Raw genomic sequence first — 25578 nt, forward strand, 5'->3', positions numbered from 1 at the left:
CGGGCCCTCACGCCTGGGGCGAATCCACGTCCCCGCCGCCGTCAGCGCCACCGTCGCCACCCTGCGACGACGCCCGTTCGTGACGTGCATCGTCGGAGCTTGCGGTGGACGCCTCGCGGATCGAGACGGATCCGTCGGGCGCACGCCTGGGCGCATGTTGGGCGTTCGTCTCACGCATCTGGGCGTGCTCGGCGTCACGTTCGGCACGCAGCAGCGGACGCATGCGGTTGAGATACGGCAGCATGGTGAGGATCGTGAGCAGCACGGCGATGACGGCCATGCCGATACCCACGGTCCATGCGGGCAACAGCAGCAGCAGAATGGATCCGAAGGAGATGAGCGCCGCCCAGCCCCACAGAATCAGCACGGCGCCACGGACCGAATGCCCGATGCGCAGCATCCGATGGTGCAGATGCATGCGGTCGGGGTGCATGGGCGACTGGCCTCGGCTCAGGCGCCGTACGATCGCCAGGCACATGTCCAGCACAGGCAGGAACAGCACGAGCACCGGCAGCAATACGGGCATGAAGGCGGGCAGATACACGATGGTGTTCACCGAGGCGGGATCGAGGTGACCGGTGACCATGATCGACGCGCACGTGATGACATAGCCCAGCAGCATCGACCCCGAATCCCCCATGAACAGTTTGGCGGGATGCCAGTTGTGCAGGAGGAACCCCACGCAGATGCCCACGAGGGCCACGTCGATCAGCGTGGCGGTCGAGGCGTAACTGGGCGAGGACCGCGCAAGCATATAGGAGTAGGCGGCGAAGGCGATACCTCCGATGGCGACGATCCCCGAGGCCAGACCGTCAAGACCGTCGACGAAGTTCACCGCATTGATCGAGGCGACGATAAGGAAGGCGGTGATCGCGATCGAAATGGTGGGTGAGGCCGTGATGAGCGAACCCAGCGGCAGCGTGATGATCTGCAAACCGCCCCACGCGACGAACACGGAGATGAGCAGCTGCCCGGCGAGTTTGAGCATCCAGTCCAGGTCCCACAGGTCGTCCGCGACGCCGAGCAGGCAGATCATGGCGGCGCCGGCGAGGATGACCCACGGTTGGTGGGCGTTGACGAACAGCCCGCTGATGAACCGAATCCTGCTGGCGAACACCAATGCCGCAGCAAAGCCAATGAGCATCCCCAGACCACCCATACGAGGCGTGGGGACGGTGTGCACGTCACGCGCGCGCACTTCGCCGACGGCACCCGCGCGTATGGCCAGGTGCCTCACCAACGGGGTGACCAGCCAGGTCACGCCGCCGGCGACGGCCGCAATGAACAGGTAGACTCTCACGCGCCGAGGCTCCCGCCGTTGATGAGTAGCGACTTGCGAATCACCGCCGCAGGAATCACCCCTTCGCGCTCGACGCAGATGCCGTCGGTGTCATGCTGATCGGCGCTGACGACGGTACTGGCGATATGGCCTTGCGTCACGCCGCCATCGAGATACAGGTCGATGTCATCGCCGAGCTGCTCATACGCCTCCTGCGCCGTCTGCGGGCTTTCCCCGCCCGAACGGTTGGCGCTCGACGCCGCCACCGGACCCGTCGCACGCAGGATGCGCAGCGCCACCGCCGAATTCGGCACGCGCAGTGCTTGGGAATAGGAGCCGTCGGCCTCCGGCCGCAACGTCTTGAGTGTGCAGCCGTCACGGGCGACGGCGATTGGCGAAAACGCTCCGGGCAGGAACGTGGCGGCCAGCCGATTGAGTGGAACGGGAAGATCGAGGCCCAGGTCGTCGATGTCGTCCACGGACGCCAGGATCACTTGCAACGCCTTGTATCGCGGACGCCGTTTCGCGGCGTATATCTTCGCAATGGCATCGGCGTTGAACGGGTCGCAGGCGACGCCGTAGACGGTATCCGTGGGCAGGACGACCAGCCCTCCCCCATGAATGACGGCGGCGGCGCGACGCAGCGACTGATCCGTGATGGCTACGATTTCACTCATAAGACCTCTGTGACCTTCCGAAGATATGCTACCAACCTAGCATGCGGCGTTCTCGCGACAAGGCCGGGCAGACACGTAGGGCCGGTGCACCGAATCGCTCCGATGCACCGGCCTACGGGCAACAGGCACTACTCCGAGGTGCCCTACGCACCCAGATAGGCGCGACGGACCTTCTCGTCGTGCAACAGATCGTTCGCGTCGCCCTCCATGGTGATGCGCCCGGTTTCGAGCACATAGGCGCGGTCCGCGATCGACAGCGCCATCTTGGCGTTCTGCTCGACGAGCAGGATGGTGATGCCTTTGGCGTGCAACATCGTGATGATGGAGAAGATGTCCTTGACCAGCAGCGGGGAAAGCCCCATCGACGGTTCATCCATGAGAATCGTGGTGGGGTTGCTCATCAGCGCACGTCCCATGGCGACCATCTGCTGTTCGCCGCCCGAGAGCGTCCCGGCCAACTGGTTGCGCCGCTCCTTGAGTCTGGGGAAGTACTCGAAGGCCCTCTCCAGCCCCTTGCCCACACCGGATTGATCCTTGAGACTGAAGGCACCCATTTCGAGGTTCTCCTGCACGGTCATGCGGGTGAACACGTGCCGCCCTTCGGGGATATGCGCCATGCCGAGGGTGACGATCTTCCCGCTTTTCGTGGCGAGCAGATCGTGGCCGTTGAAGGTGATCGATCCGGATTGGGCCGGCACCAGGCCGGTGATGGTGTGCAGGGTCGTGGTCTTACCCGCGCCGTTGGCGCCGATCAGCGACACGATCTCGCCGTCATCCACGTGCAGGCTAATGCCCTTGAGCGCCTCGACGGCACCGTATGAGACCTTGAGATCCTTGATGTCCAGCATCAGCGTGCACCTTCCTTCTTGTCGGCCGCGTCGGACTCGGCCGTATCAGCGCCGCCGTCAACGGACGACTTGCCCGTGGCCACGTCGTCCGCGACTCCATCGTCGGCATCCGTACCCAGATATGCGGTGATGACCTGCGGATTGTTCGCGACCTCGTTGGGCAGACCGGAAGCGATGGTACGCCCGTAGTCAAGCACCTGGATGCGCTGGCAGACCTTCATCACCAGGCTCATATCGTGCTCAATGAGGAGGATCGCGATGCCGAAGCGTTCCCGGATCGTGCTGATGCAGGAGAGCAGATCCTCGGTCTCCGTGGGGTTCATGCCCGCGGCCGGTTCGTCGAGCAGCAGCAGCTTCATGCCTGTGGCCAAGGCCCGGGCGATCTCCAGCTTGCGCTGCTGGCCGTAGGCCAGATTCGCCGCCTGTACGCCCGCATAGCCCTCAAGGCCGAAGATGCGCAGCAGGTCGATGGCCTGAGCGTGCTTCTTCTTCTCCTGCTTCCAGAACCCTGGGGTGCGGAAGATCGCCGCGCCCATGTGGTAGCTGAAGGAGTCATCGAACGCCACGAGGACATTCTCCTCGACCGTCATCTGCCGGAACAGCCGGATGTTCTGGAAGGTGCGGGCAATACCGGCGCGCACGACCTGATAAGTCTTCTTGCCGCTCATCTTCGTGCCGTCGAGCCAGAACTCCCCCTCCGTCGGCTTGTAGACGCCAGTGAGGAGGTTGAACACAGTCGTCTTGCCTGCGCCGTTGGGCCCGATGAGCCCGACGAGTTCGCCCTTGCCGATGACCATGTTGAAGTCCGAGACGGCCTTAAGCCCCCCGAAAGTGATGCCCAGATGCTCCGCTTTCAAAATGGGTTCGCTCATCGCCGATCATCTCCTTCCTGCATTGCGCCGCCATCCCGTGGCGCGTTGGGATCCGGACCGACTCCGGCCGAACCCTCGCCCGTACCCGCGATGCCGGCAGAGGCAATGACACCGTCCTGCAGGCGCGACACATCATCGGCGCCCGCCGCAGTGTCCGGTGTGGCGTTGTCTTCGGTGCTTGCAACACCATCAGTACTCGCGGTTCCCTCGACGGCCACGGCAGCACGTCCACGCTTGGGTCCATTCCCGCGGTAGAAGAGGTGATTGATGAACTTGGACAGTGAGAACTCCCAGGAACCGAAGATCCCCTGCGGTCTGAATATCATGACCAGCACGAGCGCCACGGAGTAGACCAGCATGCGGTAATCCGAGAAGGCTCGCAGCAGCTCGGGCAGGATCGTCAGGCCGATCGCCGAGACGATGGAGCCCGTGATGGAGCCCATACCGCCGAAGACGACCATGATGACGTAGTTGATCGAGTTGAGCCAACCCGCCATGGCCGGGTTGAGCGAGCCGATGTACTGGGCGAAGATGCCGCCGGCGACGCCGGCGAAGAAGGCCGAGATCGCGAAGACGAGCACCTTGAGGTACGTGGTGTTCAGACCCGAGGCGCTGGCGGCGATCTCGTCGTCACGTATGGCCTTGACCGCGCGACCGTAGCGCGAACGGCCGAACATGAACAGGAACGCGACGGTGAGCACGGTGATCCAGAAGACGACGTAGAGGTTCGCCAACCGGTCGATGCCGATGAGCGCCTGTCCCTGCTGTCCCTTGGACAAACCAATGCCGCCCGCGAACTTGAGGTTCTGGATGATGACGCGGATGATCTCACCGAAGCCCAGGGTGATGATGGCGAGATAGTCGCCGTGCAGACGCAGGGCGGGCACACCGACGATCACGCCGAAGATGCAGGCCATCGCGCCGCCGGCGACGATGGTGATCAGGAAGCGGGACATATCGCTCATCGCGATGCCCTGAGCCACGATCAGCTTGCTGAGCAACGCGGCGGTGTAGGCGCCGATCGCCTGGAACCCGCAGCAGCCCAACGTGAGCTGCCCGAGCACGCCGATGGTGAGGTTGAGCGAAGTGGTCATGATCACGGCGATGCAGGCCGTCATCATGATGCCCTTGATGTACGGCGAGGCCAACCCGGTCTCGCACACCGCCATCACCAATAGGAACAGGGCGAGCACGCCGAGCGCACACACCAGATAGGACTGTTTGGTCGACAATATGGATTTCTTCATCGCCTCACACCTTCTCCCCTTCGTTCTTACCCATGATTCCCGACGGCTTGACCAGCAAGACCACGATGAGGATGCCGAACACAATGGCGTCGGAGAACGCCGAGGTGATGATGCCGGCGGTGATCGTGCCGATGTAAGCCTTCGTCAGGCTTTCAATCAGGCCGATGGTCAAACCACCGATCATCGCACCGGGAATCGAACCGATGCCTCCCAGTACAGCGGCGACGAAGGCCTTGAGACCCAACATCGCACCCATGGTCGGCGAGACCTGCGGATAGGCGGCCACGTACATGAGTGACGCGACGGCCGCCAAACCGGAGCCGATTGCGAAGGTGAGGGTGATCGTCGAATTGATGTTGACGCCCATCAGAATCGATGCCTCCTTGTCCTCCGACACCGCGCGCATGGCCTTGCCCCGCTTGGTGTAGGACACGTAGAGCTGCAGACCGACCATGATCACCAGACCCAGCACGATGGTGAGAATGGTGTCACCGCTGATATGTAGTGCACCGAAGTTGACCGACGGGATGCTGAACACCGTCGGGATGGTCTTGTAGTCGGCGCCGAAGACGGCCTGTGCGCCGTTCTCGAGTAGCAGGCTCATGGCGATGGCCGTGATCAGCGCGGTCATGCTGTTGCCGCGTTCGCGCACGGGCTTGTATGCCGCCTTTTCGACGATGACACCGACGGCCACGCAGATGAGGATGGCCGGTATGACCGCCACCCAAGCCGGCATGCCCATGGCGATGATCGCCGGAGCGGTGAGCATGAGCACATAGGCGCCCACCATGATGAAATCACCGTGGGCGAAGTTGATCAGGCGGATGATGCCATAGACCATGGTGTACCCCAGGGCGACCAACGAGTACACACTGCCTATCTTCAGCCCGTTGAAAATCTGGCTGATGAACATCACGAGCTGGCTGTTCATCGCGCCCCCTTCCCGAATGTGCCGAGGGCCGTCGTCAAGGACGGCCTACTGGACAACGTTTGTTTCATATATGACAGTATCCTCGCGACCCAGCGCCTATGCCAAGGCGTTGGGTCGCGAGGATATCCGAAGCGCTTGACGCGAGGATCAAGCAGGCTTGACCGTGGAGTTGAAGACCGGCTTGCCGTCCTTCATCTCGAGGACGATCACGGACTTCTTGGGCGAGCCCGTCTTGTCCAGGGTGAACGAACCGGTCACGCCGTCGAACTTGCTCCCGGCGAGGGCTTTGCGCACCTGTTCACGGGTGGGGTTCTTGCCGGCCTTCTCGATGGCCTGCTTGGCCATGTAGACGGTGTCGTAGGACAGTGCCGAGAAGGTGTTGGGATCGGACTTGTTCTCGGAACGGAAGGACTTGATGAAGTCGGCGACCTTGCTGTTCTCCTTGTCATCGGGAGAATAGTGGGTGGTGTAGTAGACTTTGTTGTACAGCGAGACGTTGTCGGTGAGCTTGAGACCGTCATAACCGTCGGGACCCATCACGACGCCGTTGAAGCCGACTGAGCGGGCCTGCGGGATGATATACGGACCGGCGATGCTGTAGTAGTACGGCGCATACAGGAACTCAGCGCCCGAGGCCTGGATCTTCTGCAACTGCGAGGAGTACTCGGTGTCGTCGGCGCTCGAGGAGCTTTCCTGATCGACCACGTCGAGACCGAGTTGCTTGGCCTCCTTCATGAAGGATTCCGCGGTTCCCGAAGAATAGGGGTCTCCGGTGCCGTACAGCACCGCGACCTTCTTCACCTTGAGGGTCTTTGCGGCGAAGCGCGCCGCGATCTCGCCCTGGTAGGAATCCTTGAAGCATGCGCGGAAGAGGTAATTGCCTGATTCGATGGAATCGGCTGTGGCGGCAGGCGCGATGGCGACGAGCTTGCTCTGGTCGGCCAGCGGGGCGACCGCGGCGGTCGTAGCGGAGATGGTGGGTCCAAGCACGGCAAGCACCGAGTCATCACCTGACAGCTTGTTGAACGCGTTGGACGATTCCGTGGGATCGCCCTTATCGTCCATGCTCTCGAGCTTGACCTTCTTGCCGTTGATGCCACCGGCCTTGTTGATCTCGGAGATCGCCAGCTTGAAGCCCGCGACTTCGGCCTCGCCGTAAGCGGCGGCGGTGCCGGAATTGGTGGTAATCGAACCCAGCGTGATGGTGTTGCCCTGCGCTGCGGAATCCGATCCGGAATTCTCCGACAGGCTACCGCCGGAGCACCCGGCGAGCGAAACGGCCAACCCTGTGGCTGCACATATGGTTACGAACTTAGCGGTGAATCTGGTATTCATCCGTTCTCTCCTTATTGCTTCTCTCCCACGTGGTAGATCCCATGATGACGGTGACGGAAATGGAGCCATGACTCCTTGACTTGTGGTCGTGTCGTCATCGGTTCACGGGGACCCGTGTTGGTTCCTCTTTATACCGATACGGCGGGACCCGGCGCAATACCGGATGCCGTACATCCGGCCTACGGTCTGACGGGGCAGGCGCCACGACCCTCCCCTGACGCTAATGGGCAGAGCGGCTGACGCCACACGCCGGATTGTCGTGGACACGGCGGCACCGCGCGTCCACATTGTGGACTGTGGTTATGGACGTGTGTGGTCAACGACCGGTCATGTCGGACACCATGCCCGTCGACCGGAAGTCCGTTCCCACGATCACACCTCGTCCGGCCCCTTCACCGCCCGGAGCATGCGAGGGCGGCCGGTGAGGTCCTCGAGCGTACGGGCATCCGAGAAGCCGCGGGCCCGCGCGGCATCCACCAAAGGCTGTGCTTGCCCGCTGTCATGCTCCATCACCAGCAACCCTCCGGACTTCAACAACGTCGCGGACCGGTCCACGATGGCCTCAGGGATGCGCAGACCGTCGGGGGAACCGCCGTACAGGGCCATCTCGGGGTCATGGTCACGTACCTCGGGCTGGACCGGGGGCTGGGATTGCGGGACATAGGGCGGATTCGTGATGACGGCGTCGACGGTGCCGTCCAACTCACCCAAGGTATCGGCGCTCGTGGCATCACCCTGAATGAGGTGGTAGCGGTCGGCGATATCGGGAAGCGACTGGGCGACCTCGTCGCGATTGCGTCGGGTCCACAGGAGGGCATCCTCCGAAGCCTCCACCGCCCACACCCGGGAACCGGTGATCTCGGTGACCACGGCCAGGCCGATGGCGCCGCTGCCGGCGCACAGATCGACGACGATCGGCGGATGGGGCAGGGCGCGCAGCCAGTCGATGCCCACCTGGACCACGGTCTCGGTTTCCGGCCGCGGTATGAACACCCCGGGCCCGACCCTCAGGTCGAGGAAACGGAAGGGTGCACGACCGAGTATGTATTGGAGCGGCTCACGCTCACACCGGCGCCGCAGCAACTCCCGTAGCATCGACTCCGCCCCGGGATGGCTCGCCGGTTCCTCACGTAGGATCAACAGGCGATCAAGCCCGGACAACGACAACCCGTAGGCAGCAGCGACCAACGCCCGTGCGTCGTGATCGGGGGTGTCGACGCCGGCCCGGGACAGCTCCTGCGCAGCCGTGCGTATCGTCTCGCGCAGCGTCATGACGGCCGGATTCCTAGTCCCGGGACAGCCGCTCGGCCTCGTCGGCCTGAACATCGCTGTCGATGACCGCCTGCAGATCACCGTCAAGCACCTGGTCGAGGTTGTACGCCTTGTAGTTCGTGCGATGGTCCACGATACGGTTTTCGGGGAAGTTGTATGTGCGAATGCGCTCGGAACGATCGAGCGAGCGCACCTGGGAATGGCGCATATCGGCGGCCTCGGCGGCCTCCTGCTCGTGCTTCATGGCGAGCAACCGGGATTTGAGGACCCTGAGCGCGGCGGCTCGGTTCTGGATCTGCGACTTCTCGTCCTGCATGCTCACGACGACGCCGGTGGGGATATGGGTCATGCGGACCGCGGAATACGTGGTGTTCACGGACTGGCCACCGGGACCCGAACTCATGAAGATATCAATCTTGAGATCCTTGGGATCGATGTCGATCTCATCGTCGTCCTCATCGGCTTCGGGGAACACGATGACGCCGGCCGCCGAGGTCTGGATACGCCCCTGCGATTCGGTGACGGGGATGCGCTGGACCCGGTGCACGCCGCCCTCGTACTTCAGACTCGCCCAGACGCCATCTTCGGGAGCGGGATTGCCCTTGGCCCTGATGGCGATCTGGATGTCCTTGATGCCGCCAAGCTCGGTGCCGTTCTCGCTCTGCACCGCCACGGTCCAGCCGCGCTTCTCGGCGTATCGGGTGTACATGCGCAGCAAATCACCGGCGAACAGCGCGGCCTCGTCGCCGCCCGTGCCCGCCTTGATCTCCATGATGGTGTCGCGGGCGTCATCGGGATCACGCGGGATCAGCGCGGTGCGCAGCGCCTCCTCGGCTGCTGACAGTTGGGACTCGAGGCGTTTCGCCTCCGCCGCGAACTCCTCGTCATCGTCGGCCATCTCCTGCGCGGCCTCGAGATCCTCGGCTATCTGGCGATAGCGGTGATAGGCAGCGACAATCACCGATAACTCCGCATGGCGCCGACCGAGCTTGCGCATGGCATTGGGATCGGACGCAACCTCCTGGCGACTCATCTGCCGCTCGAGATCCGCATACTCGTCACACGCGCTCTGCGCTGCGGGGAACTGTTCCTCTTGTGCCATGCCGGCCCTTCATTGGATTGATATTCAAAGACGAAACGAAAAACGCCAGCCTCGCGTCCATCCGTGGCGTTGGCCCGGACAGGACGGTGAGACTGGCGAAATACGGCTACTTGGTCCGCTTGCCGTAGCGACGCTCGAAGCGGGCGACACGGCCGCCGGTATCGAGAATCTTCTGCTTGCCGGTGTAGAACGGGTGGCACTTCGCGCACACGTCAACGGTCATATGATCGCCCTCGGCGGTGGAACGGGTGACGAAGGTGTTGCCGCATGAGCACGTGACCTGCACGGCATGATAATCGGGATGGATTCCCTGCTTCATGATGTCTCCTATGGAATTCGGGGGACCCGGGTCGCCACACCCCAATGGTGGACGTGAACCGGAACCTTCCCGAGTATAGGCACGGTCCGGGACGGATGGCGCGCCTTCGCTCCGGGCGAGCACGCAAGTGGGCCCCAGGGGCTTGAACCCTGGACCGAACGATTATGAGTCGTTTGCTCTAACCGACTGAGCTAGGGCCCCACGTTGGTCGGTCGACGACGGCGCAAAGGCCACCGAACAACCAGTCAACGAAGAGACAGTGTACCAAAGGCTCAGGATTCCTCCACGACGCGCCTGACGGCACGCCCCGATGCGAACCGGTCAAGCGCCCCGGTGCGTGCGATCGCGAGGAACAGGAACCAACTCATGACCCCGGCGAACAGGATGCCGCCGACCAGCTCGCTGACCATGTGGATCACGCCTCGGGGACTGAGGATGGCGACACCCTGGTAAACGAAGAACATGAGATAGACGCCGTATTCCAACGCGGTGAGGGCGCCGGAAGCCACCGTCAACGGCAGCGAGTAGCGGCGGTATCGAGTGATGGCGAAGGGAATCTCGGCGAACACGCCCTGCAACAGTGCCGAGACGATGACGAACCCGAAGGAGAACTGGTTGCCCAGGAGCATCTCGGCGAACGTGCCGACGAGATTGACGAAGAGCGCGGCACCAGGCTTGCGGATGATGAGCAACGCCAAAGGGCCCGAAAAGTACCAGAACGCATGCAGCACGCTGGCAATACCGGGCAGTATCGCGCCCAGGATCGGGGATATCGCCTGATAGGCGAAGTTGAACCCCCAGAAGACCATGCCGCACGCGACGCCGAGGGCGGCAGCCACGGCGATGTCGGCCGGAGTCCAACGGAACCGGCGCGCTCCATCACGCACAAGCAAGGAACGGCGAGGAGAGGAAGGAGACGGTGCGGATGACGACGACCCGGATGGCGTTGAAGAAGACGTCGGAGACGATGATATCGGAGAAGGTATGGATGGATTCATGGTGCAGTGCTCCCTGCCCTTGGGCCGCACACAGTGAATGCTCCTCGGGGCTGGACTCACCCGGTTCGGACGCCCCTTGACCTGCGCGGCTCGGGCGGGGACGCCGAACGCCACTGTAGCATCGGCGAGCGCTCCCCGATATGTCCTAATTGGATTGCGCGGAGGGCGCGAGAAAGTCGAGGGGACAATGGACCAACCACCCCCGCAACGGACCACGCCCGGAGTTCAGCGCTCCGGGACGACCGTCCAGTCGTGGATTGTCCGGCCATCGCCGTCGCGCAGCACCAGCCAGCCGTTGGTGCGGCCGTAATACAGGAACAAGCCGACTTCGTTCACGCTTCTGAGCACGACATCGGCGGTCGTGGTGAAGTCATCGATCGCGTCCTCATGCTCGGCGCGTATCTGGGTGCCGAACCGCCCGTCGAAACCAATGGAACCGTTCTTATTGAGCGGTATGTCGCGGCGCAGCACGGCACCGCTCCTGATCACCATCTCGTTGCGCTTGCGCCACACGACGGTCGCTTTGGCGCCGAAGTCATCAACGTGGAACTCGATGTCCGCGACCTCACGGCTCCACCGGTGCCGGGCCTTGCCTCCGGCGGCCGTCACCCGCGCGGAACCCCTGGTCTCATGATTGGCCATGACCCACCGCCCTTCCGTTCGATCCTCGTGCATGCACCACCGTGCATCAATCATCTCCATGGTCGCATACCACCCGCATCGCGACACCAGCATCTCACCGCAGTGACATGTCCACAATGACATACTCGCCACGGTGACCGCGCTCTCCCGGTATTCATGCGGCCATGCCGGCCCATCCCGCGAAGGAACACCGAACGACCTGGCTCCGTAATGACTTGTGGGGCCGGACGCGATTGGCGTCCGGCCCCACAAGTCATCGGGTTGCTATCGGCCAACGATCAGATCGCGACCAGACCGCCGGCCGGGTTCGTCAGATCCGGATGCGCGGCCTTGACGATGAGCTGCTCGTTGACGAACGCCATCTGGCCGATGTGGCTCATCTCACGTCCATAGCCCGAGAGCTTGACGCCACCGAAGGGCAGCTCGGGCAGCGAGGCCATGAAGTTGTTGACGAATACCATGCCGGTCTCGATGCGTGAAGCCACCTCGGCGCCGTGGTCGGGATCTCCCGAGAAGAGGATGCCGCCCAGTCCGTACGGATTGTCGTTGGCCAGGGCCACCGCCTCATCCTCGGAATGGACCCGGTACACCGTGGCGATCGGCCCGAACATCTCCTTGCTGTAGGCCGGGTTATCCTTGGCGATGTCGGTGAGGATCGCGGGACGGAAGAACTGTCCTTCGGAATCGATCTCGGGGAACTGGTAGGCCAGCGTCGCGCCATTCGCGAGCGCATCGTCGAGCTGCCCTTGCAGCTTCTCCTTGGCACGCTTGGTGTTCATCGGCGCCAGCGTCGTCTTGGGATCGAGCGGGTCGCCCGGTACCACCTTGGCGAAGTTCTCCTTGAGCTTCTCCAGGAACTCGTCATAGACGTTGTCCATGACGATGAAGCGCTTGGAGGACGTGCAGACCTGGCCGCAGTTGTACAGACGCACACGCCATGCGAGGTCGGTCACATCGTCCATGTTCGCGTCCCCGAGAACGACGAACGGATCCATGCCGCCGAGCTCCATGGTGGTCTTCTTGAGATACTTGCCGGCCGCCTCGGCGACGGCTTGGCCGCCACGCTCCGAACCCGTCAGGGCCACGCCCTGCACGCGCGGATCCGCGATGGCCTTGGTGACATGATCATAGTCGAGGAAGAGATTGGTCAGCGCCGCCTGCGGCACACCGGCCTCCGCGACGATCTCACAGAACCGCTTGGCCGCCGTGGGTGTGTTGGCGGCGTGCTTGAGGATCATGGGGTTGCCCACCATGAAGTTCGGCGCGAACACGCGCATGATCTGGTAGTACGGGAAGTTCCACGGTTCAACCATGAGCACGACCCCCAACGCGTGGTGCCGTACCTCGGCCTCACCGGTGGCGATCGTCTCGATGGCCTCGGGCTTGAGCAGGTCCTCGCCGTGATCGGCGAACCAGTCGGCGATGATGGCGCACAGCTCGACCTCTCCCGCGGACTCCCCCACCAACTTGCCCATATCGACCGTGCAGATGCGCGCCAGTTCGTCGGCTTGCTCACGCAGCTTCGCGGCGACATTGTGCAGCAGCTCGCCACGCTCGGCGATGGGTTGGGTCTTGAAACGCTCATATAGTTCGTGACCCTGCGCGATCGCGGACTCCAGCTCGGCGTCGGTCGCGAACGGATAGGTGACCACGGTCTCGTTGGTATAGGGATTCACTGTTTGATATGTCATTGCTACCTCCTCGTAGGCAATTCATATTATATGTTCATATTCGGTGGGATATGCCGCTATTTCTGTTGTGTTGCTTACATTTTTTTGTTCGCTTTCATCACAGCATGGAACAACGGCACACCGTCTCAGTCACCGGAGGCGTGGGCCATGCCGACGCCGTGGCGATACCCGGCGCCCGCGGCCTCCAACATGGCCCGTCGTGCGCCCAGAAGAATAAGCGCGCCCAATTCCTCCCCGGCACGCTCCTCGTGGGCAATCAACCCCTCGGAATCCCAATCCTTGCCGGCGGCGACGAGGCTGGTCGGCACCGGTACGGCACGCAGGAAGGCGAAGAGGGAGCGCATATCCGTATCGGGCATGAGCGCATGGCGCTCGGAACCGCCGGTGGCGGTAAGCGCGACGGGCATGTCGAGCACGACGTCGATGTCGGTCACATCCCAGAACGATTTGAACAGACCTGAATAGGAGGCCTTGAAGATAGGGCTCGCGGCGACGAGGCCGTCACTGGCGGCGACCTCGTCGATGGCCCGCTGCAGGCCGGCCGATATACCGTCACCGACCGAAGCACGGGCGATGTCGCCGGCGAGTCCCCTGAGTTCCACCTGGCCGATCTCGACCCGGTGACCGTGGCCATGCAGGTACCGCTGGGCCTGACGGGCGACGGCCTCACCCAGACGAGTGGTCGATGAGGGGTCAGACACACCGGCGCTCACCACGGTGATGCGATACGGCTTGGCCGCTTCGTTCGCCGTTTCGTTCATCATCGCGCCCTGTACATGGTCACGTTCCGCACTCATACACCATCCTCTTTCCCTCTATCAGACCCGTCTACCGGACCCGTTGCGGTTGGCCGTCGCGTTCGGCCGCGGCGACCAACCACGATCCCAGACCGACGCCGCCGATCGCACGAACCGCACGTGGGGCGCGGCGACCGACCGAGCCGCGATCTCCTGTTGACTTACCGGGCCGACGCCGCGGACCGCACGTGCGCGACGAACGCCTCGGCGAAGCTCTTGATGAATTCGCGGGATTCCCCGACCACGTGGCCCTGCTCGTCCAAGCCGGTGATGGCGTTGAAGTACACCTCGGGTTGCCCCATGACCTTCATGTCGAGATACAGCAGCACGTTACGCAGCTGCGACTGAGCCTGGGTCGTACCAAGCGGACCCATGGATGCCCCGACGATGGCCGCGGGCTTGCCTGCGAACGAGCTCTGGCCCCACGGACGGGACGCCCAGTCGATGGCGTTCTTCATCACGCCGGAGAAGCTGCGGTCGTACTCGGGGGTCACGAACAGCACGCCGTCGGCCTGTTCGACAACCTGCTTGATCGCCACCGCCTTGGCCGGGAAATCAGCCTCGAGATCCTGGTTGAAGAGGGGGAGATCCATGTCGGCGTAAACGAAGTTGACGCCTTCGGGAGCGAGGCTTTCGATGCCCTTGGCGAGGGCGAGGTTGAAGGATTCCTTGCGCAGGGATCCGACGAGAACCGCAATGGTGGTCATGATGATGCTCTTTTCTGCATAGATGTCGTAGTACGTCCGGGCCCGCACCGTGAAATACCCCGGGGATCTCGCAAGAAGATAGTAAGGGATGGCGAGGTACGAACACCGGCTTTTCGGCTGTGGGATAATCGGGAATAATCGAGAGCGCGTCGTGTCGCAGGCCGTGACGGGCGACGAACGCCGTGGGGCGCGACGTCGGGGCGGCGAACGCGGGAAGGCAGTGGAAACGCATGGGACAGGCCGCTATGACACGAACCTTGCACGTCATCAGTCCCTTGGCATGGGTGGCGGAGGTTTTCGAGGAGGAGCTGGAGACAATGTCCGGCGGGGGCGCCATCGACGGCGGCGGTGTGACCAACGCCACAGGGGCAACCATCAGCGCCTCCCGCCATGATGTTCCGGTGATACCCGCGTCGGCCGAAGGCCGAGTCCGCGCAACAGAAGGCCAAAGCCATGTGACCAGCGCGGAGGGGTCTTGGCGGGTGGTCGGACACCACCCTTGGGATCGTGACGGCGTCACGGGCCTCACCTGCGGGAACGGCAAAGGCAGAGGCAACGGCAGAGGCAACGGCAGAGGCGATACCGGCGGGTCGGGCACGGGGCCCATCGATGACCGGGACGCCCTGTGGATTGCCCCCGATCTGCTCGTGCGGTGCAACGCCGGGCGGAGGCGCGCCGGCCTGGCACCGTGGCGCTTCACCGCGCCGACGCCGCGATGGATGGCCGATCTGCCGCACGAACTGGCCGGCCGGACCGTCCTCGTAGTACAAGTCGAGGAACTGCGACAATGGGGCCGGTTCCCCGACGGCCTCGGCGAACGCCCATGGTCGCAACTTTGCGACGGCAGGGTGTCGGGCTTCAACGCCGCCCGGCGGGACATCACCGAGCTGCACCATGCGCTGTCGGCGGCACCCGGCGATTCGACAATCATGGTCTCGGGCCATCTCGCCGGCATCAGCGAGGAGTGGACCGTCACCATACGCCACGGGCGGGTCGTGGCCTCCTGCGGATCCTGCCGGCACCTTCCGCCGGACAGCCATCACATCGTCACGATCTTCGACGACACCGCTGTAGCAGGCACCACCTTCCATACAGGGTACCGAGCCAAGGCCGAACGTCTCGCCGAACTCGCCGCGGCGGCCGCCGGCCCCATCAGCGCCAGCTTGCTCGTCGCCTTCCGCACGCCCGACGACCCCGGTGTGGTCCTCGAGGCCGAACCGGTATGGTGTTCCGCCCCGTATCCGGTCGGAGCCCGCATGATGACGGCGGTCATCGACACCATCGCAGAGGCGAGGATCATCGACGACGATGCATCAACCGGCACCACGCCTGTCATCGACGGCATACCCGTAGCCACCGGCGGTATGGACGCAGCCGGGGAGCATGACAACGAGCACGAATTCAAGCCCGACCCCTGGATGGTGAGGCGGTTGATGGAGCGGCTGACGACACGGCGACGGATGACGCCCCACTGATCACTGGAGATGCGTGCCGCGTCATGGCACCCCGGCTCAATCCGGTCAGTCGGCGTTTGACTCGACCCTCCCGCGAATGAGCTCCGCACCCATGGTCCTGATGGCGTCGAGCTGCCGTGAGGCGGCCTGACGGCGTTCCGGATCGCCGTTGCCCATGGACAGCCCACCCACGTAGGTCAGATCGGCGTCCTGCACACCGCAGTACTTGCCCAGAGACTGGGCGCAGATCTGGTTGCGCAACGCCGCGTCGAGCCCGCTGGAGACATACCAGTCCTGCGAGCCTCCGGCCAGGGCGATGACCCTGACCGTCTTGCCCGCGAGTGCCAGCGGATGGCTGTCGGCCGCGTCATAGGCGAATCCGCGGCAGATGACGCGGTCGAAGAACCCCTTCATCATGGCCGGCATGGTGTACCAGTAGATCGGGAAGACGAGGGCGATCACATCGGCGTGTTCCAGCCGTCGTTGCACGGGCACCAGATCCGCCGGCATCGGCGCCTCGCCGAGGTAATGACGGCGATCCGCCTGGCCGTAGACCGGATTGAAACCGATCTCGTACAGGTCGAGCAGATCGAGGACGTCGTTCGCGGCGCCGGCCGCCCGGGCCCCGTCGAGGAAGGCCCTGGCGACCGCATTGGTCATGGAATCGGATTCGGGATTGCTGGTGATGGCGAGCACATTGGTCATGCCTGCATTGTTCGCCGCCTTGCGGACACCTACCCGAGCAGGGCGAGCAGATCGTCCCTGGTGAGCCTCGAAATGGAGGCGCCGTTCGTCGAGGCCGAGGAGTCGACGAACCGCGAGGCGAGGTCGCTCTTTTCGTGCTGCAGGCTCACGATGCGTTCCTCGATCGTGTCCTTGGCGACGACCTGGTAGACGTTGACGTCCTGGGTCTGGCCGATGCGGTGGGCGCGATCCGTGGCCTGCTCCTGCGCGGCCGCGTTCCACCACGGGTCGGCGTGAACGACCACGCAGGCGCCGGTGAGGTTGAGCCCGGTGTTGCCGGCTTTGAGCGAGATGAGGAAGACCGGGGTGTCGTCGCGGTTGAACTGGTCGACCAGTTCGACGCGCCGGCGCTTGGGCGTGGCGCCGGTGATGACGTCGTACTGGACCTCGTCGCGGCGCAGCCGCTGCGCGATGAGGTCGAGGTAGCTGGTGAACTGCGAGAAGATGAGCATCTTGCGCCCGGCGTCCTGACAGGTGGAGACGAGCTCCTCGATCGCGTCGAGTTTGGCCGAGGGCATCCGGCCCCGTGCGGCCGCACCTCCCGGGACGTCCGTTCCGGTCGTGGCGCCGTCGGCGTTCGCATAGAGCAGTCTCGGGTCGCAGCAGACCTGGCGCAGCCTCGTGAGCTGGGCCAGCACCTGGATCTTGCCGGTCGTGAAGTCCATGTCGTGCTGCTTGAGCAGCGAGGCGCGCAGGCGTTGCTCGAGCGCCGCGTACAGGCGCCGTTGTTCGCCTTCGAGCTGGACGGTGATGACGTTCTCGATCTTGTCGGGCAGATCCTTGACCACGTCGGCCTTGAGCCTGCGCAGGATGAAGGGACTGACGAACGCCTGCAGTTTGCGCTGCGCATCGGCGTCGCCCGACAGGATCGGCAGTTCGAACCGCTTGCGGAAATGCGTGTAGGAGCCGAGCATCCCGGGCATGAGGAAGTCGAAGATGCTCCAGAGTTCGGACAGCCGGTTCTCGATCGGTGTGCCGGTCAGGGCGAAGCGATGCAGGGCCGAGACCGAGCGGGCCGCACGGGAGGACTGCGTCGCATGGTTCTTGATGTACTGCGCCTCGTCGAGCACCATGCAGAAGCAATCCAGTCCGCGGTAGTCCTCGATGTCACGACGCAGCAGGTCGTAGGAGGTCACGAGCACGTCGGGCGCATCCCGGGCGCACACGGCGTCGGCGCGACCGTCCTGTGCCCGGCATGGGGCGTAGGCGTCCTTGGCCCGGCGCAGCGCATCGCGCCGTGAGGCCTTGCCACCGGCGACCGGGACGACGTTGAGGTCGGGGCAGAACTTCGAGCATTCGGCGGTCCAGTTGTATACGAGGGACGCCGGGCAGACGATGAGATCGGGGCCGTAGCGACGCGAACGGTCGCGGCGGTCGACGAGCAGCGACAGCATCTGGACCGTTTTGCCCAGCCCCATCTCGTCAGCCAGAATGCCTCCGAAGCCCTGGTCGCTCACGGTGCTCAGCCACCGGAATCCGTCGGCCTGATACGGGCGCAGCACCCCGGCAAGCTCGTCGGGCACCCGGTAGGAGCCCGGGTCGATCCGACGCAGGCCGTTGAGGTAAGCGTCGAATTCGGGCGAGGTGTCGCCCTCCTTGGCCTGATGGACCAGGTAGAAGGCCTCGTAGGCAGGCACCTGCACGGGGCCGTCCTCGAGTGTGGCGACTTTGATGCCCAGATCGGCGCCCACCTCATCCAGGGCACTCACGTCGATATCGCGGGTGTCGACGAACGTGCCATCGTGCAGACGGTGGAACCGCCGACGCTTGCGATAGCTGGCCAGCAGCTCCGGAACCTCCGACGGATCGATCTCATCGGCGATGGGCGAGATCTCGACGAGCCCGGAACGCATCGTCAGCCCGATCCTCACCGTCGTGTGGCTCGCAACGCTCAAACCATCGAAAGCCGGGGTCGCGTAGACCTCACCGAGAGTGCGCAAGACCTTGAGCCCTTCGGTCAGCAGACGGTAGATCGCCTTATCGTCGCTTTCAGGGATGACGGCGACCTCGCCCGTGGGCATCGGGAAGTATTCGCGGATGGCCTCGACCGCCAGGCGTTCGGCGTCCTTGTCGCGCACCACGCCGTCCATAACACCGTCTGGGGCGATGCCGTCGAAGACGTGGAAGCTCCGGTCGCCGTATCGGGCCTGAGGATCACAGGTGATGCCGTCATCGGCGCGGTCGCGATCGAGATAGATGGCGATCCGGCACGGTTCCTTCGTCCGGGCCAGGAGCGCCGCGGGGATCTTCACGGGCAGGCGTCGGGAGGACGCCTGCGGATGGCCGTCCGGAGCCGACGCGGCATCCGGCCCCGTGGCCCGCCCGGCGGCGTGCGTCATGACTTGGGCGGCCGCCGCATCGGGGGTCGTGGCGTCGTCGTGCACCGACCCATCCGCAGACCCACGAGGGGTGAGCGAAGGCAAAATCGTGGAACAGAACGATTCGACGTCATCCTGGGCGAGCACCAACTCGCCTTCCTCGGCCCCGCCGCACAGCATCTGCGCGAGACGGCGGTGGCGGTAGAACCCGGCGGAACACCGGTGGATCGCCATGCCCTCATCGGCCTCATGGTGTTCGCGACCGGAACCATGCCCCGCCTCGTGCCCGTCATCCTCAGGTTCGGCGGTGCGCACGATCACGAAACTACCGGCGCGCCCCGAAACGAAATCGACGATGCCGGCCCGATGGCGAATGACGTAGCCGCCACCTTCGGCGTCGGAGCGCGGCTCGATGGCGATGGCGAGATCGGGGTCGCCGTCGACGACCGGCACCTGCGCCACGTCGATCGACCACGGCCCACGGGGCCGGTACTCGACGGTGCGGTCGGATTCGGTGTAGACCGTGAGCAGCTCGGCGGTCTCCTCCTCGGAGAGCGTCATGGAGTCACGGGCGTATTCGCGGCGCAACCCGATGCGCTGCCCCACGAGCACGCTGTCGCGTATGGACACGGCCCGTTCGAGCACATCCAGGACCCGCCGGCTCAACGGATCGAAGGCGTCACGCGTATGGACGAAGGCCAGGTGCTTGCCGTACCCGACGAATTCCTGCAACCGCACGGCATGCGCGAAGGCGGCGATGTCCTTGATCGCATACGACACCGACTGCCGGGGTACCGCGATGCGCAGGAAGACGTTCCACCCCTCCGCCTCGTGGCCGAGCCCCAGATGCAGCGAGACCGAGCCGGCAGGCATACGGCGGTTCGACGCCGTGCCGGCGGCTCCTGTCTGCGGGGCGTCATCCGTGTCCTGGGAGCGGCGATCGATGTCCTTGAGCAGGTCGAGGCGACGCTGCTTGGCCTCGATGCGCTGCTGGGTATCGCGCTGCCGCATGTATTCACGCAGCATGCGGGTGGTGGTCGCGCCCTGGGCGCGCCGCGGGCCGACGCCGGACACCGTGAAGTCCTCGGGCTTCTGGTTGTAGGCCATCACGAGCGCGATCACATGCTTGCACACGCGGCCGTAGCGGCCGAAGGCCGGGCAGGTGCAATGGGAGTCCGAAAGCTCGTCGGCCTGGGGGTTGACGTTCACCCCGACCTCATAATCCTCGGCGAAGCGATCCGCGGCCTGGACTCGGGCGGACAGCACGAGGTCGTCGGCATGGTCGCCCTCGCCGGCGGTGCACGCAAAATCATGCATCCGGCCTCCACTGAGGACCTGGCGGGCACGGATGTAGGACGATCCGGCAAGCCGCCGCAACGTGTAATCCGAAATAACGGCTTGCCGTCCGTACAAGACGTCGCCGTCATCCTTGGCGAACCCGTCATGCCGGGCGCCGAAACCGGCTCCATACCGACTCTCTCCGCCCGTGCGTGAGCCATAGACCGATGCGTGCCAGTCCACCAGCGCGTTGCCACCTTCCGCCAATAGGGAAACATTCATCAACGCCGTCGCACCGGGGCCTCAACGGCCACCGATATACGCCGATCGCATGTGCCGAGCACACCAAGCCCGACCCCCGACCCACTGCGGGCCGAATCAACTGCAGTGCTTCAGTTCTGCTTCAGTTCTGCAGGAACCGCCGGATATCGGCGAACTCCTTGTCGCACACGTCATGGCGCATGCCCTCGTAGACCTTGTCGGACAAATCGGCGAACGTGGACAATGCGTGACGCATGCGCTGCCGACGCTCGGGCGTGACCTCGGTGTCGAGATCGCCGTACCCGAGGAAGACCTTCGGCTTGGAATCCGTGACGTCCTCCAAGACCATGGACTCCTCGACCGACGGGGCGTCGGGATCGTCCGCGTCGCTGGGATCATGGAAGGCGGGCGACAGCAGCACCGCGGTGTCGAAGACCTCGGGATGCTCGGCGAACAGCCGGTAGGCGAGATACCCGCCCTGCGAGAATCCGATCGGGATGACGCGTTTGTTGTGCAACGCCGTGGAATCGAGCATGTCGACGACCTCATCGCCGATGGCGGAGCACTGACGCTGTATCTCCTCGTCCGTGTCGTCCTTGCCATACCAGGCGTCCCCACCCAGATACGGGCGTTCGACCACCCCGCGGAACGAGATGTAGTCGGCTTCCGGGTCGATGGCCGCCATGATGCGGATCATCTCATACTCGTCGTTGCCGTAGCCGTGGAACATCACGAACAACCGGTCCTCCGCGTCATGCGCGGAGTCGATGCTGGTTACCTTGGTGAATCTCAATACGTCCTCCTGCGACGGGCTACGCCCATCTCAACCTGCTTGCCGCTCGCATGCGGCGGCGCCCTGAACACGATCCGTGGCGTCTCGATGACCTCTCCAAGCTTTCGAGTCTATCACCCACCCCTCACCCACCGATCCGCCGGTCGTCCGTCCGGGGTCCCGATACGGCCGTGAACAGCCCGGCGACCCGGCCGTACCGTCGCGGACAGAGCGCACCGCTCCCCCCTGAGCGAAGCGACTTGGCCCACATGCACGGCGATGGGATACTCGCAGTATGACCGATACCAGCACCAACGCACCACACGACCCCTCACCGAGCGACGACCGGAGCGAGGCCTATCTCGCGGGCGGCTGTTTCTGGGGGCTCGAACGCTATCTCCAAGGCGTCGACGGCGTCGAATCCACCCAAGTGGGCTATGCCCAATCCACCGTGCCGAACCCCTCCTACGAGCAGGTGTGCTCGGGGGCGACCGACGCCGCGGAAACCGTGAAGGTGTCGTTCGACCCGTCGCGGGTCAGCCTGCGCACGCTGACGCTCCTGTACCTTGACGTGATCGATCCCTACAGCGTGGACCAGCAGGGCAATGACGTCGGACGGCAGTACCGTTCGGCGCTTCTCACCGTCGGGCCCGACCAACGCGACGTGTACGAGACCGCATTGCGCGAACTTGCCGCACGCGACGGGCAACGCCCCGCGGTGAGCGTCGAGGAACTGCGCAACTTCTACCCCGCGGAGGCCTACCACCAGGATTATCTGGACCGCAATCCCGGTGGGTACTGCCACATCTCCATCGACAAGATCGCGCACGTCGCCGAACGCCAGCGTCTTATCGAACGCATATGGTCGCTGACCCCCGAGCAGTACGCGGTCACCCAGGAGGCGGCGACCGAGCGGCCCTTCGATAACGTCTACGACCGCACCTTCGACGAGGGGATCTACGTCGATATCGTCGACGGCACGCCGCTGTTCCTCTCGAAGGACAAATACGATGCGGGCTGCGGTTGGCCATCCTTCACCAAGCCGATCTCCGCCGAGCGGCTGACCAACCACCGCGACGCTTCGCTACCCGGCCGGCCGCGCATCGAAGTGCGCACCGCCGGCAGCGCCATCCATCTGGGGCACGTCTTCGATGATGGCCCGCGCGATCGGGGCGGTCTTCGGTACTGCATGAACTCCGCCTCGTTGCGCTTCGTGCCGCGGGCTCGCATGGCCCAGGAAGGCTACGGGGGATATCTGGGCCTGCTGGACAACTAGGCGCCGGCCATGGCACCGCCGTGCCGCGGCGTGGCGTCGCTCGAGGATCGCAGGTATTCAGCCAGATACCGTCCGGTGACGCTGCGTTCGTCGGCGGCGATGCGGTCGGGACTGCCGGCGGCGACGACCTCACCGCCCTCCTCGCCGCCGCCCGGGCCCATATCGATGACGTAATCGGCGTTGGCGACCATATCCAGGTCGTGTTCGATGAACACCACCGTCGCTCCGCGGTCCACCAACCGCTGCAGCACACCGATCAGCGTGCGCACGTCAAGGGGATGCAGCCCGGTGGTGGGTTCGTCGAGCACGAACAGACTGGCGCTCTGGTCCCGGCCGAGCTCGTTGGAGAGCTTGAGCCGCTGGGCTTCCCCTCCCGACAACGAAGGGGTGTCCTCCCCCAACGTGAGGTAGCCGAGACCCAGATCATGCAGGGACCGCAACGCCTTACGAATCCGACGCCCGGTGGCGGCGGGCATCTCGGTGCCGGCGTGCCCCGCGGGGCCACGATCGGCCTGGGCCTGCCGGTCGAGCAGACCGAGCACCTCGTCGAGATCCAAGGCCAGCAGATCCGGCAGGCTCAGCCCTGCCGGGTGGCCGGGAAATGCGATCCGGCAACGCTGTGCCTCCGGACGATAGCGTCGGCCCGAACACGCCGGGCAGGTGATGGTCACGTCGGGAAGGAACTGCACATCCAGATCGATCTGCCCCGTGCCCTCGCATTGGCGGCACCGTAACGATCCGGTGTTGTATGAAAAGGCCGATAGCGTCAACCCGCGGGCACGGGCCTCCTCGGTGCGCTCGAAGGCGCGACGCAGCAGATCCATCACCCCGGAATAGGTCGCCACCGTGGATCTCACGTTGATGCCGATCGGCGTGGAATCCACGAGACGCACCCGCTCCACCCCGTGCGACGTGAGCGAGCGCACATGCCCGGGCAACGGATGCCCGTCGGCCATCGCCTGGAGTCCCGGCACCAAGGATTCGAGCACCATGGTCGTCTTACCCGAACCCGACACCCCCGTCACGGCCGTCATGCGGCCCCGTGGGATGGAGATATCGAGTGCCCTGACGGTGTGGATGGGGCCGGTGGTCATGGCGATCCAGGATTCGGCGTCGTCCTGCGCCGGCAGAGCACGGCGCGGTCTGACGATCACCGGTTCGCGGCCGGCGAGGAATCCGGCGATCCGCGAATGGGGGTTCGCGAGGATCTCCCGCATCGTCCCCTGCGCGATCACCCGTCCCCCGGCGACTCCCGCCCCCGGCCCGAGCTCGATCATGTCGTCGGCCGCCCGCAGCACATGCACGTCATGATCGACGAACACCACGGAATTGCCCGAGTCGAGCAGGTCGCGCATCACCCCGATCAGCCCCTCGATATTCGCCGGATGCAAGCCGGTGGACGGCTCGTCGAGCACGTACAGCACGCCGGTCGTGTCGTTACGCACCGCGCGGGACAGCTGGGCTCGCTGTCGTTCCCCCGTGGACAACGAGGCGTTGGATCGATCGAGGGTCAGATACCCCAGCCCCAGTTGCATGAGCCGCCTGCCCATATCCTCCAGCGTGTCGACGAGGTCGCCGGCCATCGAGCGCATTGGCGCGGGAAGATTGCCGATGACGCCCGGAGCCCACTCGAGCACGCGGGACAACGGCCATGCCGTGACCTGTGCGAGGCCGACGTCACCGATGCGAGGCGCCCGGGCCTGCGGCGACAGCCGACTGCCGCCGCAATCGCCACACACATGTTCGACGAGGAACTTGTCGACCCTCGACAGCCGTCGCTCGTCGTTGGCCCGTTCGAGCTCCTTGAGCACCGTGAGCCTGGCGTTGCGGAAGGTGAAATCCAGATGATGCACACCCTTGCTGGAGGCGACGGTAATGTGCCTCTTCTCCTCCGGCCCGTTGAACACGATGTCGCGTTCATGGTCGCTCAGCGCGGACCACGGCACGTCCGTGCGCACCCCGAATTCGCGCACGATGTCGGGCTGGACGTTGAAACCGAACGTACGCCACGGCACGACGGCCCCCTGATCGATGCTCAGACTCTCGTCGGGCACCAGGCTCGCGTCATCGACCGTGCGCACGATGCCGGTGCCGTGGCATGTGGGGCATGCCCCGCCGGCGTTGAAGGAGAGCATCTCGGCCCCCGGCGCCTCGATCGGCTCACCGCAGACATCGCAACGTATCGGCATCTCCGCCGCCACCGCCATGGTCGGCGCGTGATAGTGCCCGTTGGGGCAGCGGTGCGAAGCCAGTCTGGAGAACATGAGGCGCAGGACGTTGAGCAATTCGGTCGCAGTGCCGAACGTGGAACGCACGCCGCCCGCACCGGGCCGCTGCCGCAGGGCGAGCGCCGGGGGCAGGAACCTGACCGAATCGACCTGGGTGCGCGCCGCCTGGGTCATTCTGCGCCGGGTATAGGTCGACAAGGCGCTCAGATAGCGTCGCGACCCCTCCGCATAGAGCACGCCGAGCGCGAGGGAGGACTTGCCCGAACCCGACACCCCCGCGATGGCCACCAGCCGATGCAGGGGTATGTCGACGTCGACGTCGCGCAGGGTGTGCACCCTCGCCCCGCGCACTTCGATGGCGACGGGCTCGGTATGGTTGTTGTCTGTATTCATGATGCGATCCGCTCCTTCACCGTCAGCCTAACGCGAAGGGGCGGATGCGCGCATCAGCGTCCTGTGCGGAACGGCGCGGCGTTCCTGCCTCCGCGCCCGCGGCGGAATCCCGACGCGGTGCGCGACGACTGCGAACG

Annotated in this window: 20 protein-coding genes, 1 tRNA gene and 1 pseudogene; 2 read left to right on the forward strand and 20 right to left on the reverse strand. The window is 64.6% G+C overall.

Features of this window, described 5'->3' with window-relative positions:
- Nucleotides 1–7: 7 nt before the first annotated feature.
- The 16 genes and pseudogenes from BMON_RS08335 to BMON_RS08410 all read right to left on the reverse strand — a co-directional run bounded on the left by BMON_RS08335 (nt 8) and on the right by BMON_RS08410 (nt 14717).
- A complete protein-coding gene (locus BMON_RS08335; RefSeq protein ID WP_081883016.1) occupies nt 8–1300 on the reverse strand; it encodes an MraY family glycosyltransferase in 1293 nt (430 codons plus the stop codon).
- Entirely contained in the window at nt 1297–1956 is a 660-nt protein-coding gene (locus BMON_RS08340) for an L-threonylcarbamoyladenylate synthase (RefSeq protein ID WP_033511705.1), read from the reverse strand. Before BMON_RS08340 ends, BMON_RS08335 begins: the two co-directional genes overlap by 4 nt.
- A 143-nt stretch (nt 1957–2099) precedes the next feature.
- Nucleotides 2100–2804: an ABC transporter ATP-binding protein gene (locus tag BMON_RS08345; protein WP_033511704.1), complete on the reverse strand. Its 705-nt coding sequence runs from the start codon at nt 2802–2804 to the stop codon at nt 2100–2102.
- Nucleotides 2804–3676 carry an ABC transporter ATP-binding protein gene (locus BMON_RS08350; protein WP_033511702.1) on the reverse strand — a complete coding sequence of 291 codons (873 nt, stop codon included), beginning with the start codon at nt 3674–3676 and terminating at the stop codon, nt 2804–2806. The genes BMON_RS08345 and BMON_RS08350 overlap by 1 nt, the downstream gene beginning before the upstream one ends.
- Nucleotides 3677–3947: 271 nt before the next feature.
- Nucleotides 3948–4923: pseudogene (locus BMON_RS08355) on the reverse strand (branched-chain amino acid ABC transporter permease); the annotation flags it as partial.
- A 4-nt stretch (nt 4924–4927) separates the two neighbouring features.
- Nucleotides 4928–5854, reverse strand: coding sequence for a branched-chain amino acid ABC transporter permease (locus tag BMON_RS08360; RefSeq protein WP_033511700.1), 927 nt, complete (start codon nt 5852–5854; stop codon nt 4928–4930).
- A 147-nt stretch (nt 5855–6001) separates the two neighbouring features.
- Nucleotides 6002–7189, reverse strand: a complete 1188-nt coding sequence (locus tag BMON_RS08365) for an ABC transporter substrate-binding protein (RefSeq protein WP_033511698.1) — start codon at nt 7187–7189, stop codon at nt 6002–6004.
- A 372-nt stretch (nt 7190–7561) separates the two neighbouring features.
- A complete protein-coding gene (gene prmC, locus BMON_RS08370; RefSeq protein WP_033511696.1) occupies nt 7562–8461 on the reverse strand; it encodes a peptide chain release factor N(5)-glutamine methyltransferase in 900 nt (299 codons plus the stop codon).
- Nucleotides 8462–8474: 13 nt separating this feature from the next.
- Nucleotides 8475–9563 carry a peptide chain release factor 1 gene (gene prfA / locus BMON_RS08375; RefSeq protein ID WP_033511694.1) on the reverse strand — a complete coding sequence of 363 codons (1089 nt, stop codon included), beginning with the start codon at nt 9561–9563 and terminating at the stop codon, nt 8475–8477.
- Between the two features lie 106 nt (nt 9564–9669).
- Entirely contained in the window at nt 9670–9882 is a 213-nt protein-coding gene (rpmE, locus tag BMON_RS08380; protein ID WP_033511693.1) for a 50S ribosomal protein L31, read from the reverse strand.
- 126 nt (nt 9883–10008) lie between these two features.
- A tRNA-Ile gene (locus BMON_RS08385) sits at nt 10009–10083 on the reverse strand.
- Between the two features lie 71 nt (nt 10084–10154).
- Nucleotides 10155–10880 (reverse strand): ECF transporter S component, encoded by a 726-nt coding sequence (locus BMON_RS08390; RefSeq protein WP_081883019.1) that lies wholly within the window; start codon nt 10878–10880, stop codon nt 10155–10157.
- A gap of 225 nt (nt 10881–11105) precedes the next feature.
- Nucleotides 11106–11522 carry a hypothetical protein gene (locus BMON_RS08395; RefSeq protein WP_152595713.1) on the reverse strand — a complete coding sequence of 139 codons (417 nt, stop codon included), beginning with the start codon at nt 11520–11522 and terminating at the stop codon, nt 11106–11108.
- A gap of 278 nt (nt 11523–11800) precedes the next feature.
- Nucleotides 11801–13213, reverse strand: coding sequence for an NAD-dependent succinate-semialdehyde dehydrogenase (locus BMON_RS08400; protein WP_033511689.1), 1413 nt, complete (start codon nt 13211–13213; stop codon nt 11801–11803).
- 125 nt (nt 13214–13338) lie between these two features.
- Nucleotides 13339–14010 (reverse strand): CE1759 family FMN reductase, encoded by a 672-nt coding sequence (locus BMON_RS08405; protein ID WP_081883018.1) that lies wholly within the window; start codon nt 14008–14010, stop codon nt 13339–13341.
- A gap of 161 nt (nt 14011–14171) precedes the next feature.
- Nucleotides 14172–14717 (reverse strand): NADPH-dependent FMN reductase, encoded by a 546-nt coding sequence (locus BMON_RS08410; RefSeq protein ID WP_033511887.1) that lies wholly within the window; start codon nt 14715–14717, stop codon nt 14172–14174.
- Nucleotides 14718–14962: 245 nt separating this feature from the next.
- Between BMON_RS08410 and BMON_RS08415 the strand changes: the two genes are divergently transcribed.
- Nucleotides 14963–16192 (forward strand): hypothetical protein, encoded by a 1230-nt coding sequence (locus BMON_RS08415; RefSeq protein WP_152595712.1) that lies wholly within the window; start codon nt 14963–14965, stop codon nt 16190–16192.
- A gap of 45 nt (nt 16193–16237) precedes the next feature.
- Here the strand turns inward: BMON_RS08415 and BMON_RS08420 are convergent, their stop codons facing one another.
- From BMON_RS08420 to BMON_RS08430, 3 genes are all read right to left on the reverse strand, one after another.
- Nucleotides 16238–16876 (reverse strand): NAD(P)H-dependent oxidoreductase, encoded by a 639-nt coding sequence (locus BMON_RS08420; RefSeq protein WP_033511687.1) that lies wholly within the window; start codon nt 16874–16876, stop codon nt 16238–16240.
- Nucleotides 16877–16905: 29 nt separating this feature from the next.
- Nucleotides 16906–20793: a DEAD/DEAH box helicase gene (locus tag BMON_RS08425; protein WP_237745392.1), complete on the reverse strand. Its 3888-nt coding sequence runs from the start codon at nt 20791–20793 to the stop codon at nt 16906–16908.
- Nucleotides 20794–20914: 121 nt separating this feature from the next.
- Nucleotides 20915–21565, reverse strand: a complete 651-nt coding sequence (locus tag BMON_RS08430; protein WP_033511685.1) for an alpha/beta hydrolase — start codon at nt 21563–21565, stop codon at nt 20915–20917.
- 274 nt (nt 21566–21839) lie between these two features.
- On the opposite strand from BMON_RS08430, the gene msrB reads away from it, so the two are divergent.
- Nucleotides 21840–22820, forward strand: coding sequence for a peptide-methionine (R)-S-oxide reductase MsrB (msrB, locus tag BMON_RS08435; RefSeq protein WP_033511683.1), 981 nt, complete (start codon nt 21840–21842; stop codon nt 22818–22820).
- Here msrB and BMON_RS08440 read toward each other — a convergent pair.
- Nucleotides 22817–25441, reverse strand: coding sequence for an excinuclease ABC subunit UvrA (locus BMON_RS08440; protein WP_051918036.1), 2625 nt, complete (start codon nt 25439–25441; stop codon nt 22817–22819). The two genes, msrB and BMON_RS08440, sit on opposite strands and share 4 nt — an antisense overlap.
- Nucleotides 25442–25578 lie beyond the last annotated feature (137 nt).

Origin of the sequence: Bifidobacterium mongoliense DSM 21395 (genome assembly GCF_000741285.1) — a bacterium.
Lineage (GTDB): Bacteria > Actinomycetota > Actinomycetes > Actinomycetales > Bifidobacteriaceae > Bifidobacterium > Bifidobacterium mongoliense.